The organism is Streptococcus sanguinis (assembly GCF_050234405.1).
Lineage (GTDB): Bacteria > Bacillota > Bacilli > Lactobacillales > Streptococcaceae > Streptococcus > Streptococcus sanguinis_W.
Genome location: NZ_CP092117.1, coordinates 39,957 through 53,130, shown reverse-complemented (window position 1 = coordinate 53,130; position 13,174 = coordinate 39,957). Strand labels below are relative to the sequence as shown.

13 protein-coding genes are annotated in these 13,174 nt (G+C 39.8%); 1 reads left to right on the top strand and 12 read right to left on the bottom strand.

Annotation, left to right across the window (positions count from 1 at the left end):
* Positions 1–23 precede the first annotated feature (23 nt).
* The 9 genes from MFP28_RS00335 to MFP28_RS00295 all read right to left on the bottom strand — a co-directional run bounded on the left by MFP28_RS00335 (position 24) and on the right by MFP28_RS00295 (position 7,915).
* On the bottom strand, positions 24–1,214 hold the full coding sequence (locus MFP28_RS00335) for a hypothetical protein (protein ID WP_002907674.1): 1,191 nt from the start codon (positions 1,212–1,214) through the stop codon (positions 24–26).
* The gene (gene purK, locus MFP28_RS00330) at positions 1,214–2,305 is read right to left on the bottom strand and encodes a 5-(carboxyamino)imidazole ribonucleotide synthase (RefSeq protein ID WP_002907673.1); all 1,092 of its coding nucleotides are present in this window, start codon (positions 2,303–2,305) and stop codon (positions 1,214–1,216) included. Before purK ends, MFP28_RS00335 begins: the two co-directional genes overlap by 1 nt.
* Positions 2,292–2,780 (bottom strand): 5-(carboxyamino)imidazole ribonucleotide mutase, encoded by a 489-nt coding sequence (gene purE, locus MFP28_RS00325; protein ID WP_002907672.1) that lies wholly within the window; start codon positions 2,778–2,780, stop codon positions 2,292–2,294. The genes purK and purE overlap by 14 nt, the downstream gene beginning before the upstream one ends.
* Positions 2,781–3,077: 297 nt before the next feature.
* The gene (gene purD / locus MFP28_RS00320; protein WP_002907671.1) at positions 3,078–4,340 is read right to left on the bottom strand and encodes a phosphoribosylamine--glycine ligase; all 1,263 of its coding nucleotides are present in this window, start codon (positions 4,338–4,340) and stop codon (positions 3,078–3,080) included.
* Positions 4,341–4,639: 299 nt separating this feature from the next.
* The gene (locus MFP28_RS00315) at positions 4,640–5,449 is read right to left on the bottom strand and encodes an RES domain-containing protein (protein WP_002907669.1); all 810 of its coding nucleotides are present in this window, start codon (positions 5,447–5,449) and stop codon (positions 4,640–4,642) included.
* Between the two features lie 62 nt (positions 5,450–5,511).
* Positions 5,512–5,730: a hypothetical protein gene (locus MFP28_RS00310; protein ID WP_002907668.1), complete on the bottom strand. Its 219-nt coding sequence runs from the start codon at positions 5,728–5,730 to the stop codon at positions 5,512–5,514.
* Between the two features lie 3 nt (positions 5,731–5,733).
* A complete protein-coding gene (locus tag MFP28_RS00305) occupies positions 5,734–6,675 on the bottom strand; it encodes a sce7725 family protein (protein WP_002907667.1) in 942 nt (313 codons plus the stop codon).
* Positions 6,676–6,687: 12 nt separating this feature from the next.
* Positions 6,688–7,515 carry a sce7726 family protein gene (locus MFP28_RS00300; RefSeq protein WP_002907666.1) on the bottom strand — a complete coding sequence of 276 codons (828 nt, stop codon included), beginning with the start codon at positions 7,513–7,515 and terminating at the stop codon, positions 6,688–6,690.
* Positions 7,516–7,654: 139 nt separating this feature from the next.
* Complete coding sequence (locus MFP28_RS00295) at positions 7,655–7,915, bottom strand: type II toxin-antitoxin system RelE family toxin (RefSeq protein ID WP_080556496.1); 261 nt, start codon at positions 7,913–7,915, stop codon at positions 7,655–7,657.
* Positions 7,916–8,065: 150 nt separating this feature from the next.
* Between MFP28_RS00295 and MFP28_RS00290 the strand changes: the two genes are divergently transcribed.
* The gene (locus MFP28_RS00290; protein WP_002907663.1) at positions 8,066–10,021 is read left to right on the top strand and encodes a GBS Bsp-like repeat-containing protein; all 1,956 of its coding nucleotides are present in this window, start codon (positions 8,066–8,068) and stop codon (positions 10,019–10,021) included.
* Between the two features lie 137 nt (positions 10,022–10,158).
* Here MFP28_RS00290 and MFP28_RS00285 read toward each other — a convergent pair whose 3' ends face one another.
* The 3 genes from MFP28_RS00285 to purH form a co-directional block, all read right to left on the bottom strand.
* Positions 10,159–10,641, bottom strand: a complete 483-nt coding sequence (locus MFP28_RS00285; protein WP_002907661.1) for a Panacea domain-containing protein — start codon at positions 10,639–10,641, stop codon at positions 10,159–10,161.
* A 2-nt stretch (positions 10,642–10,643) separates the two neighbouring features.
* Positions 10,644–11,486, bottom strand: coding sequence for a hypothetical protein (locus MFP28_RS00280; protein ID WP_002907659.1), 843 nt, complete (start codon positions 11,484–11,486; stop codon positions 10,644–10,646).
* Between the two features lie 140 nt (positions 11,487–11,626).
* Entirely contained in the window at positions 11,627–13,174 is a 1,548-nt protein-coding gene (gene purH, locus MFP28_RS00275; protein WP_002907657.1) for a bifunctional phosphoribosylaminoimidazolecarboxamide formyltransferase/IMP cyclohydrolase, read from the bottom strand.

The following is a 13,174-nucleotide window of genomic DNA, read 5'->3' as shown; positions in this document are numbered from 1 at the left end:
AGAAACCTCCTATATCTTCGTAACTAAATCCAGCTTCTCAGCCTATTATTTATCCAATTCCACAATTTTTTAAGCAAATTTATAAAACAATTATGCCTTATAGTATGTTTTGTTTTAGAAAATTCTACCTTATCTATTAGCTCTCTATACTTTAGATTATCAATAATCCGATTTTTATAACTCTCACCACCATAGAAAATGCAGTCTCGTATTTTAGAGTAAGTTTGACTATCATCGCTTTTAGATGTTTTTTCTTGTGCAATTAACTCAGAATATATCTCTTTTGCTTTTGAATCCCCTAATTTTAATTTCATATTTATAATAAAACTACCAAGAGAATATGAAGAAATACACAAAAAATTCATTGTTCCCAAAATTGAAGATGTTTCGTTTGTTGTCCACTTATCTATAATAGTGTTAAACATTTTAAATGTTTCAGGTGTTTTATATATATAATCAACTATAGCTTTGGGAATTTTATATTGGTGAATCATTTGCTTATATATATCTATATCAGACCTTGACTGATTTATATATTCCATAATATATTTCACTAAGAGATGGTTAAATACTATGGGAATTATAACAGATATAAAAATACTCAACAAAATAATATTATTTGTTATTTTTCTAAGGATATAGATAGGTAATGACATAGCAAATATAAGATAAGCAACTGCTATCCATAGAAAAAACATTAAAATATTTGATTTTTTCACTACATCCTGTCTACAAATTACAATAAATATAAACGGAATTATATAATAATACAAACTAGTCCAATAATATCTAAGATTATTTAGAACACTAACCAAAAAAATAACGAGCATAATTCCTAGAACTACCAACACTATATTCTTAAAATATAGCTCTGTTTTCGGAAAAACCTTCATTATAAGCGAATACCCTAAAAGAATAGCAACAAAAGATAGCCCTACTATTTCCAAAACAATATCGCCTATTTCTCGCCTTCTTACAATATCTGATGTATGATTACTCTCAGTAATTAAAAAGTATTTCTTTTGCTTAACATCTTTAAAAATATTAATTTTTTCTTTTATCTTAGATACAAGTTCTTTACGCCACCAAAAAATCATTAAAGGGATTAAAATAAATAAGAATAATGACACAAGATATTTTCCTTGACCTGCTGCAACTACAAATGCGATAATCCAAATTATAGTAAAGAGTCGTTTTTTTCTTAACCTATCCATTAAAAATCAATCCCTTTCCCTAATTCAACCACGCTATCCGGCTCATCACTAAACAAAGTTACATGTCCCATTTTACGGTTGTGCTTCGCTTCTATTTTACCATACAGGTGGAGGTGGGCGCTTGGATTTTCTGTGACATATTTTTCAGCGGCCTCAACATGCTGGCCGAGAACATTGAGCATGACAGCTGGTGCATGCAGGTGGATATCTGGCAATGGTGCTCCAAGGACGCCCAGAATATGGGTGTCAAACTGCGAGAAGTCGCAGACTTCGATAGAGTAGTGGCCAGAGTTGTGTGGCCGTGGGGCAATCTCATTGACGATGATGTCGTCAGCTGTCGCAAACATTTCCACACAGAGAGTTCCAGATAGGTTAAGCTGTTCTGCGATTCGTACTGCCATGGCTTTAGCTTTTTCAGCTAGACTTTCTGAAATGCGAGCTGGCACAATCGTTTTAGAGAGAATGTTGTTGCGGTGAATATTTTCCTGAACTGGGAAAACTGTCACGTCCTTGCCATTACCAGACACGATGACAGAAATTTCAAGGTCAAAGTTGACAAATTCTTCCAAAACGCAGGCTGCTGAATCAGCTAACGCATAGGCTTCTTCCAAGTCTGCTTCCGAGCGGATAACCTTTTGTCCATGTCCGTCATAGCCACCTGTCGCAGTCTTGAGGACATAGTTTTTCGACAGGTCGATATTCGCCAAGTCTTGGCTAGAAGTCACGACCTTGTAGGGTGCAACGGTGACTTGGGCCTTGTTTGAGAGAAAGTCCTTTTCAAAAATCCGATTTTGAGAAATGCGGAGCAGGTCCGTCCCTTGAGGGAGCTGACCATCCTTGATAACGGCATCCAAACCGTCCGCATCGACATTTTCAAACTCATAGGTCAGGACATCGCAACGCTCAGCCAGCTGACGCAGAGCATCCACATCGTTATAAGGCGCCACGATAATCTCTGCCACGCGAGAGGCTGGGCAGTCCGCCGCAGGATCCAGCGCGATGACCTTATGCCCCATGTAGATAGCAGAAATGGCCATCATCTGTCCCAGCTGACCGCCACCGATGATTCCGATTGTTTTAGATGAGCTCATTCGTAGACTCCTCAGCGATTTTTCCTTGTTCTTCAGCAAAATCTGCTAGCGCGGCTGCTAGGCCTTGATCTTCAATGGCCAAGATCCGAAGGGCAGTCAGGGCAGCGTTTGTCGCTCCCGCTTCACCGATTGCCATAGTCGCCACAGGCACACCACCCGGCATCTGAACAATCGAATAAAGCGAGTCCAGACCGCTGAGCGCGCGTGATTTGACCGGTACACCGATGACAGGCAAAGTCGTTTTAGCCGCTACCATTCCTGGCAAATGGGCGGCACCACCAGCACCTGCAATAATGACTTTGATACCGCGACTGCGGGCTTCTTCGGCATGCTGAAACATGAGGTCTGGCGTGCGGTGGGCTGAGACGACTTTCTTTTCGTAGGCTACACCGAAGCGATCTAAAACTTGGGCAGTTTTTTGCATGGTGGCCCAGTCGGATTTGGAGCCCATGATGATGGAAATAATTGGTTTCATTGTTAATATCCTTTTTCTTTTTGATAATGGTCTTAGGTGGTAGGTCGGAAGCAAACCTTCGGTTTCATTCCTAAAATTTGAGCCCAAAGTCTCAAATTTTCCCTAGACCAGAACATACACTGTTCTGGTCTTTTCACCACGGCGACCATATCGTATTTAGCGACTGCGTCGCCTAAGCTAGCGCTAGTATTGCAAATGCTCGAATAAATTCTCAGAATGACTGGGCAAAGCGATAAAGTTCGAACTGAAGTTCTTCAAGGAACTTTAACACAGTCAATCGTAGATTTTCGAAGAGTTTTATTTCACCGCCTTGCTTCCGATATCCGTTCGGTAAAAGAGGCCTGTTGTGTTCTGTTTTTTTAGTTGGTCGTAGATTTTTTCCTGCGCAGCTGAGACGGTATCTGCTGTGGTGACCAGCATGTACACTCGGCCGCCATTTGACAGCAGTGCTCTGCTATTTTCCGCAAACTTAGCCCCAGCATAGTAGGTGATGATGTCGCCAGCTGTCTTCTCTGGCAGAGGCAGGCCTTTCTCATAGTCCAGCGGGTAGCCATTTGATGCGACAACCACGCCAAGTGTCACCCCCTCATCCAGCCAAGTGATAGCAGGCTCTTTCTTGTCCAAAATGTCCGTGATGTTCTGCGCAAAATCAGACGTAAGGCGCGGCAGGATAATCTGGGTCTCTGGGTCGCCAAAGCGCGAGTTGAACTCGATAACCTTGGGGCCATCGGCTGTCAGAATCAGCCCAGCGTAGAGCACGCCAAGATAAGGTCGGCCCTCAGCTATCATGCCTTTGAGAACCGGCTTGATAATCGTCTCAACTGACTGATCCACCACGCTTTGTGGCAGGTGAGGAACTGGCGCATAGGCTCCCATACCGCCTGTATTGGGCCCCTTGTCCCCATCATAGGCCCGCTTGTGGTCTTGTGCTGTCGGAAGGATGTAAAACTTGTCGCCATTGACAAAGGCAAATAGGGAGAACTCCTCGCCGTCCAGGAACTCTTCGATCACCACACGTGCACCGCTGTCGCCAAACTTATTATCCAAGAGCATATCGTGAGCTGCTTCGACTGCCTGCTCCACGGTCTCTGCGACGACCACACCCTTCCCCAGAGCTAGGCCGTCCGCCTTGACCACGATAGGTGCTCCCTGCTTTTCGATGTAAGCTTTGGCTTCCTCAAAGTCGGAAAATGTGCCATAAGCTGCTGTCGGAACACCGTATTTAACCATGATTTCCTTGGCAAAATCCTTGGACCACTCCAGCTCCGCTGCTAAACGAGATGGGCCGAAAGCCTTGAGTCCAGCTTGGTTAAAATCATCTACAATTCCAGCTGCTAGGGCATCATCCGGACCGATAAAAGACCAAGCAATATCATTCTCCTTGGCAAATTCGATTAGTTTGGAATGTTCGGAAATTCCAATGTTTACTAAATCCAACCCATCCAAGGTCATGCCATCATTTCCAGGAGCGACAAACACCTGCTCCACACCCTGAGATTCCAATAACTTCTTGGCAATCGCATGCTCACGACCGCCTGAACCAACAACTAAAAGCTTCATAGCCAAGATACCTCAATATCCAATATCACAGGCGCTTACGCACCAAACTAACACATCACGTAAAAATTATTGCCATTTTTACGAATTATTTATCTAAATTATATCATAATCGTTCGTTTTATTCCATTTTTATTCCATTCTAATGAGAAAAATAGGGAGAATAAGATGAATTTTAGGGAAACGAAATAGATTGCGGCTCCAGAAATCTTTACAAAACAAAAACGCCTCATCATGAAGATAGGCGAAGTAGAGCAAAAATTCCTCAAACAAAAGATAGTTAATTTTTTCAGGTAGAAAATCTACCATTCATATGAAACACGGCTTATTTGTTTTGTCTTTATATCAATTACATCAAAACACTCTGGTGTGAATATAGCTAAATTGAAACCTTCTGGATTCATAACACTACGGAATTCAATTCCTTGAAAGGCATATTGTTCAGGATATTCTTCTGAGACTATAGATCTGACAAAATCAGCTATATATTGAGTTGGGAGATAATCTAAAACATCATCAGACTTTCTCATTACTCTCCCCATCTCATAATCAATTTGTTTTAGATGCTTTTTATTAATTGCCAACTCGGCAATATCATCAATAATCCCATCTTGAAAGGGACTAATTTCATTGATTTTTTTAAAATCAATAACTATTATAGGAGACTTTAATTCAAAAGTCCCAATGCAGACATGGTCATATAAACCTGTTCTAGTTTCATGTATCGCTGTTTTTTCTGTATCACCCAAATATAACGTCACAATCCCTCTTGCATTCGCTCTTCCATCAGCAGATTTACCTTTAGGAGGTGCATCTATTTCTTTCGGCTCAAATTGTTTTCTATCTTTTGAAATTCTACATCTAAAGAATTGTTCTCCTCCTGAATAAGTCTTTTGGATAGCTTCACAATACTTTGCTAAAATAGCCCTATTTATCTGGTTAGAATGAAAGCGGTTGTTATATTTAATATCTTCAACAAAACATTCCCAACCCTTACTGAATAACGAATGCTCCTGTAAATAGATAGGATCATACATTTTATCTACTCCAACAGGTGAGTTTAACAAGTTTGGAATTTCTTCAAACAGTTCTTTACAAATTTCTAAAAGCATTTGATAAACATTATACTCATCATTAGTAGTAAATATGTTCCAATTTGTTGCTACTTCAGTTTTTAATAGCGTGTCTGCCCAGATTGGAAATTTTCTATTTTTTCTATTGGAGAAAAAATAGAAATAAATGAACTAAAATAATCAATTAAATAATTATCTTTCTGCGTATCATAAACAAAGTCATTCGCATTACTACATAAATCACAGCTAGACTGTCTTCCAGCTATGATTACTTGAGATTTAAGAATTTCATCTGCAAAGCATTTTTGACAAAACTTCATTAACTATCTGTCTCCATTTATTTGATCAAGATATTTACCAACCAATTCAATATGATGCATCATGGTTAATTTTTTAATGGTGCCAAGCCCTGGATATGTTTTGGTATCGGACAATCGTTGAAACTCTTTGATCGCCATTGTCTGTGATATTTTACCTTCTTCAATAGCGTTTAATAACTTTTCAAGAGCCTCCTCAAACTTACCCGCCTGGTTTCTCAAATTTTCATTTGTATCAGATACAAAATGATGAATTCTTAAATCTTGTTTTTCATTAAAATAAACGATATGAATGGCTATGGCAGTAGGAGCAAATCCTGAATCACTGTAGCTCTCGCCAACGATAGAGTAATCCGAAAACCCCTTATACCCTTCCTTTAAAAAATATTTATGATCTTTTGAGAAAAATTCATCTGTTTTTTTAGCATAATCTACATTTCTTGGCGCTTTCTTAAATCTGTCACTAATCTTGACTTTGCTCCCGCTTACCTCTCTGTTTAACTTACTGTCTTCCCCAATAAGATTGTAGGCTATTAGTTCTGTACTATAATTACCTTCATATCCATTTAAATCATCAGGATCTTTACATATTATGATTTGCCTGCTCATGTCATCATTCTGCTTGAAATTATCATCTTTTTGATAACCCCTGCTCATCAGTGAGGCATAGTACAAATGCTCACTCTGCTCAATCACTTCGTCTAAGCGGTTTGCTCGATTTTTCTCGTTTTTGCTGTATTCCTCATTAAAGGACCCTACCGCTGGATTCATGATGAGAGCGCACGGTTGCTTCTTCGTTTCAAATGCTTCCAAAGTGCTGACTAGAGTTGGGGACAATTTCACTGGTTCAATAATTGGAATCACATTATTGCCCAATTTATTATTGGCTAACAACTCTCTGAGTGCTATTAGCTCATACTGCCGACCTCTTAGATATGGAAAGTACATACCCTACTCCTCCTATTTTTGTAAAAATTGTGCAAGTGCATCATAATCTTTTGGTTTAAAATTCATGAAATACACTAAAAATTTGAGTTCGTACGGGACTGCTGTAAATAATTCCTTATTGATTGGATTCCTTTTTTTCAGTTCAATTAAAAAATCTGAATAAAATCGCCCCAGTGGAATATCTTCAGTTAGTTGCCTACAAACATCGTAATAATCAAATTGAGAGACTTGAGGTAAGGAACCAAAACGCTTCTCAATAATACTTTCGTATTCGTATTTCCGAAGAATACTAAAAATAACGTCTCTATCTAAATCATTGTTGTATTCCTTGGGTTCCATCACTGTTTTAATTTTTACGTTTTTTTGTAGAATATATAGACCAATAGGTTTATTAATCTCAGCAATTTTTCTTTTTGCCGTTTCAATGTTCTTTTCGTATGTCATAATGGCAACATGGTTAAAAGCTTTATAATATTCATTGATTTGATTTTCAAGCCTGTCAAAATTGTCTAATTCTGTTTTTATTTCATATACAACTGCTTTCCCATTAATTAAAATAAAATCCGGTTTCGCTCTACCGACAGGTATTTCTGTTAAAGCTGTTGTAGTATTGACGCTATGTATTCCTAATAAACGTTTATTCAAAAGAGTATTCTTATAAAAATATTCGTTCCGATATGTTTTAGATAATTCTTGATAAACGCTTTGGATTGTTTCTAAATGACTCGTCTCTTCTTTTGATATTCTTTCAAAAACTTCGTCTTTATTATATTTAAGAAGATTACTTATAGTAGCCCTTGAAAAAAATCTATTTAATAAATAGTTTGTTTTAACATTCACTATAGTTACCTCCTCTCATTTCTTACAAAGATTATACCATAATTCAACTTACTAAAGAAACTATCTTATGTGGTTATTCTCAATTCTTTTAACAATCTTTCTTTCAATGGTTCATAAAATGCAGGTTTATCAAAAACTATTACCCATGCCCAACCGCAAAGACTTCAATGATGATTTCATCATCCAGGATATTGGCCAGGATGCGGTAGTTTCCAACACGATAGCGCCATTCACCTACGCGATTGGCGGTCAGGCCTTTACCGTGCTGGCGGGGATTGTCGGTGTCTTGCAAATGATTGTCAATCCAAGTCAAAATGGAAGTTCGAGTATAAGGATCTAGTTTTTTTAACTGTTTTAAAGCCTTTTTCGTATAGATTACATCATAGGTAAATTTCTTCAGTATGGCCTGTTTATTTTCTCCTTTTTGAGTGGATTATGCCTATTTTAGACAGAAAATATTCAGGGCTTTTCAAATTTACTATCATTTTCAAATAAGTTTTCCGAATAATACAGGTGGGCCCATCCAAAACCATTCTCACAAAGGAGTTTTATGAAGAAATATCAAAAACTGTTTTTATTATCCGGAGCTGTCCTAGGTCTCTTTGCGAGCCACTCAACAGTTCATGCGACCGAAACGCCTGAATCTGAAGTCAAAATTCTAGGCCCTACTGATCGTGCCAGCAATGTCGATGTGACTGTGAACGATCGTACAGCCTCTATTAGTTATACCCGTTCCCAAGCTCAAGAACCTCATCGTATTCTACATGCTGTTTGGTCTGACGAGAACGGACAGGATGATATCAAATGGTATGAAGCACCGTCAACAACAACTACTAACACTGACATTGACCTGAGTAACCATCCAGGTTACGGAACCTTTCATGTTCATACCTATATTGATCTCTATGGAAAATTAATTGGGCTGAATGGAACAACCTTTACTCTCGATAAACCAGCCATTAATGTCACTTCTAATATCCTAGGGAAAACCGCTCAAATTCACTTTAATCGCAACAAAGACCAACTAAATTCTAATATTTTACATGCTGTTTGGTCTGATGAAAATGGACAAGATGATATCAAATGGTACAATGCAGGACAAGATATTACTGAATTTGAACTTTCAAATCACAAAGGCTATGGAACTTATCACATTCATACTTATGAAAATAAAGATGGTAAGATGATTGGCTTAAACGGAACCACTTTCAATTTAGAAAAACCTAATCCTAATGTTGAGACCAGCTTCCCTCAGACCGGTATCATGGAAATTACTGTCAAAAACGTACCTGACACCATGCATCGAATTGTTCTTCCAACTTGGTCTGATAAGAAAGGGCAAGATGATTTACAATGGTACGAAGCAAGCAAAAATCCAGATGGCAGCTACAGCGCTCGGGTGGAACTCAGAAAGCATAACTACGACACTGGGACTTACAATATCCACCTTTACGGTGAAAGTTATGTTAAGTCAGACTTAACAGGTCTCTCAGGGACTACTGCACAAATTGATAGTGGAAAATTGCCTTCTGAAGAGGAGCAAAAGCCGCTTTTTACTATAGAAAATATCAACCCCAAACAAGGAACCTATACTGTAAAAATCACTGAAACAGCTTTATCTAAACCCATAAAGTCTGTCCAAGTTCCCATTTGGAGCACTAGCAATCAGAGCAATCTTAAATGGTATAAGGCAACGCCTAACGGAGATGGCTCCTTCAGCGCAACCTTTGATATCCGTAATCATCAGGCTTTGTCTGGAACCTATAACAACCATGTGTATGTCACCTATAAGGACGGCAGTGAGCGTAGCTACGCAGCAGATACAGTCTCAATGTCTACCGACCAAATTCAAGCCAAGGTTGCAGTCAGGAAAACTGAGGCTAATCGTTATGAGGTGACAGTGACAGACGCCTACGGAGATGGCGATATTATTCTGCCAACTTGGTCAGAAGTCAATGGGCAAGATGATATCAAATGGTATACTGCAAATAAGGTCGGCAATGGAACTTACAAGTTTACCGTAGATACTCAGAATCACAAGGGGAGCGGTCTATTTAACACCCATGTCTATCGTAGAAAAGCGGGACAACTGACTGGTCTGACTGGAACTAGCTATCAGGTTGAAAAATCAAGCGTTCAATCAGCTAATATTCAACCTAACTATGCTGCTGCTAACGCGACAACCTATCCTGTCGGTCAATGCACTTGGGGAGCCAAGGCTCTAGCTCCTTGGGCAGGAAATTACTGGGGCAACGGAGGTCAATGGGCGGCTAGCGCCAGAAGAGCTGGATTCCGTACCGGCAGTAGGCCTGAGGTTGGCGCCATCGCCTGCTGGGATGACGGCGGCTACGGCCACGTCGGTGTTGTGACTCATGTCGAATCCAATACCCGCATCCAGATCCAAGAGTCTAACTACCTCGGCAAGCAGTACATCAGCAACTTCCGTGGCTGGTTTGACCCAACTGCTTCCTACTGGGGCCGCCTGACCTATATCTATCCTAAATAAGTCGCTTTCGCACTCCTCAAAACCACTTCAAACCAGTACTTTGAGCAGACTGCTACTGCTTAGTTTGTTCATGATTTTCATTGAGTATAAGACTACTCAAAAATCCTCGGTTCATAACGAACCGAGGATTTTTAAAATTATTGAATGTTTAATCTGGATTCTTCCTCTGCTAATTGAACTAAATTTAAATGATTATACTTTTGAACATGTTTTATTGGATATGTATCATAGACATACTCAATAAATCCGTTCCAATAAAGATTCTTTGTTTTATCAATTACATCATTAATTATCGCTTGTGTTTCTCTGTCTAAATCAGGATATTCTAGCCGTTCCCTATCATTTTTAGATTGAACTATGTACTTTGTTGTACCGAACGCTGATGTTTTTTTTACAATGCTCAATTCCTTATCTTTATCAGCCGCATCATAAACATCTGAAACAAAAGGCCCAAAATGATCAAATTTCCATTCAATATCAGTTAACTGCCTGTGTTTTCTCTTAGCCATTTCCCAATCAACCAAGTACACTAACTTCGTTGTTCTTGTTTTAGTTAAATCTTCAGGAATGGGATAGTTTTTTACTATATAGCGTAATACTTGGTCTACCATATTTTTCATTATTAATTTCCTCTCAATTTATTATCCATAAGTTGATACAGATACTCCATAGTATCAGAATCTAATTTATTTTTCAATTGTTTCTCATTTAAATTCGCGATTTTAGAATTTATAGATTCGATAACAATAACACCTATAGACTTATCCCTATTCTTGTCCTTCACATTTTTTATATAAAATGCGCGGCTTTGCATTTTTAAATGTCTTAGTGTTTCAGGATCCATATTCATTTCACCAGCAAAATAATCAATGTTTACAGTATAGCTTTCTTCAGGAATATCATCCACATAAAAATCATCATCCTTTGTCTCCCAACATTTAGAAATATATCCCTGATCATGTGGATACGAAGGGCGACTATGCTCTTTAAAACGATTTGATGTACTATATCGAGCTACAATTTCAAAGTCTTTATCAATACTGTTTCTATAATATAATGATATTCTATCTGATTCCGTTAACCCTAATTTTCTATAAAGCATGATTAAAAAATACTTTTGATTATCTTCAATTGTTAAGGCATAAAATTCATTTTCATTTTCAAGACGCCTTTTTTCTTGTCTAGCTCTTTCGATTTCTTCTTCTAATTGTTGAATTTTTTGAACATGCTCTATATCATTTTTATATTCCAAAAAAGTTTGAAAAGCAATTAAAACGAAAAATATAATTATTAAAAAGGTTATTCCCCAAAAATTGGCTATCCAATTTGGCAAAGATAATAATATTGGTATTATAATTAAAACATATTGAGGAACTAGTTGCTTTATATAATTTTTTACCCCTACCTCTTCTTTCACATAATTCAACCACTTAAACCAATTACTATTATTTTGTTGCTCAGGCATAATTTTTCCAATCTACATCATTACACTTGTTCAAAGCAATTATACCAGAATCTATTCAAAATTTCATAATTGAACGATAAATTTACAAAATAAAAAACAATCAACCTTTTGCTGATTGCCTTTCGCTATTTATTAACTTTTTAATGCCTAAAATGTCTGACTCCAGTAAAAATCATAGTCAGGCCGTGCTTGTCAGCCGCTTCGATAGACTCCTGGTCCCGGACGGAGCCGCCAGGCTGGATGATGGCCTTGATACCGGCTGCGGCGATTTCTTCGATGTTGTCGGCGAAGGGGAAGAAGGCGTCAGAAGCCAGGGCTGCGCCTTCCAGCCGGTCCTTGGCCTGGTCGATGGCAATCTTGACCGATGCCACCCGGTTGGTCTGACCAGGACCGACTCCCAGCACCTGACGGTCATTGGTAATGATAATACCGTTGGATTTGACATATTTGACGGACTTCCAAGCAAATTCCAAAGCCACACGCTCCTGCTCGCTGGGCTGGCGCTTGGTGACCACCTGCCAGTCGGCTGGATTTTCCTCGACCACGTCCTGGTTCTGCACTAGGAGACCGCCCAGAACACCGGTCACTTCCGCTTCTGCTCCAGATGCAGCTTGGGCCTCAAAGGCCAGCTCCAGGATCCGCAGGTTTTTCTTTTTATTGGTCAAAATCGCCAGTGCTTCACCCGTGTAACTCGGTGCGATGATGATTTCCAGGAAAATGCCGTGCATCTTCTCAGCTGTCGCTGCATCCACCTGGCGGTTGAGAACAACAATGCCGCCAAAGATGGAAACAGGATCAGACTCGTAAGCATAATCCCAGGCCTGCTCAATGGTCTCACCCTGGCCGATACCGCAGGGATTCATATGCTTGAGGGCCACCACCGTCGGCTGATCCTGAAAGTCCCGAATGATACGAATAGCCGCATCCGCATCGCGGATATTGTTAAAGGACAGTTCCTTACCGTTGAGCTGCTTGGCAGAGGCGATAGAGTAGCCCAGAGGCAGGGCCGTTTGATAGAAGTCCGCATCCTGCTGGGGATTTTCCCCGTAGCGCATAGGCTGTTTGAGCTCATAGGTCAGGGTTAGTTTTTCAGGCTTGCTTTCACCCACCTGAGCCGTGAAATAATCTGCAATCAAAGTATCATAAGCAGCTGTGTGACGGAAAACCTTGGCGGCTAAGCGTTGCCGCGTTTCATAGGTCGTTTGGCCATTTGCTGCCAACTCTTCCAGAACAAGGGCATAATCAGCCGGATCTACAACAACTGTCACGCTGGCATGATTTTTAGCCGCAGAGCGCAGCATAGAGGGCCCACCGATGTCAATATTTTCCACTGCGTCCGCATACTCCACACCTGGCTTGAGAATGGTTTCCTTAAAAGGATAGAGGTTCACCACGACCAGGTCAATAAGGTCAATCTGATTCTCCTTGGCCGCTTGCAGGTGGCTATCTAAATCCCGACGAGCCAAGAGACCGCCGTGAATGTTTGGGTGGAGGGTCTTGACACGGCCATCCATCATCTCTGGAAAACCAGTCACATCATCTATAGCAATGGTGCCCACCCCTTCATTGTCTAGGGCCACCTTGGTCCCACCGGTTGAGATGATATCCCAACCAAGTTTTTTAAGTTCTTGGGCAAATTCTACAATGCCTGTCTTGTCTGAGACACTGATCAAGGCTTTTTTCGTCAT

Coding starts and splice junctions, on each gene's coding strand:
- MFP28_RS00285 (WP_002907661.1), bottom strand. CDS start 10,641: ATGAAAAATATGGTAGACCAAGTATTACGCTATATAGTAAAAAACTAT.
- purH (WP_002907657.1), bottom strand. CDS start 13,174: ATGACGAAAAAAGCCTTGATCAGTGTCTCAGACAAGACAGGCATTGTA.
- MFP28_RS00290 (WP_002907663.1), top strand. CDS start 8,066: ATGAAGAAATATCAAAAACTGTTTTTATTATCCGGAGCTGTCCTAGGT.
- purD (WP_002907671.1), bottom strand. CDS start 4,340: ATGAAGCTTTTAGTTGTTGGTTCAGGCGGTCGTGAGCATGCGATTGCC.
- MFP28_RS00310 (WP_002907668.1), bottom strand. CDS start 5,730: ATGAAGTTTTGTCAAAAATGCTTTGCAGATGAAATTCTTAAATCTCAA.
- MFP28_RS00305 (WP_002907667.1), bottom strand. CDS start 6,675: ATGTACTTTCCATATCTAAGAGGTCGGCAGTATGAGCTAATAGCACTC.
- MFP28_RS00315 (WP_002907669.1), bottom strand. CDS start 5,449: ATGCTTTTAGAAATTTGTAAAGAACTGTTTGAAGAAATTCCAAACTTG.
- purE (WP_002907672.1), bottom strand. CDS start 2,780: ATGAAACCAATTATTTCCATCATCATGGGCTCCAAATCCGACTGGGCC.
- MFP28_RS00280 (WP_002907659.1), bottom strand. CDS start 11,486: ATGCCTGAGCAACAAAATAATAGTAATTGGTTTAAGTGGTTGAATTAT.
- MFP28_RS00335 (WP_002907674.1), bottom strand. CDS start 1,214: ATGGATAGGTTAAGAAAAAAACGACTCTTTACTATAATTTGGATTATC.
- purK (WP_002907673.1), bottom strand. CDS start 2,305: ATGAGCTCATCTAAAACAATCGGAATCATCGGTGGCGGTCAGCTGGGA.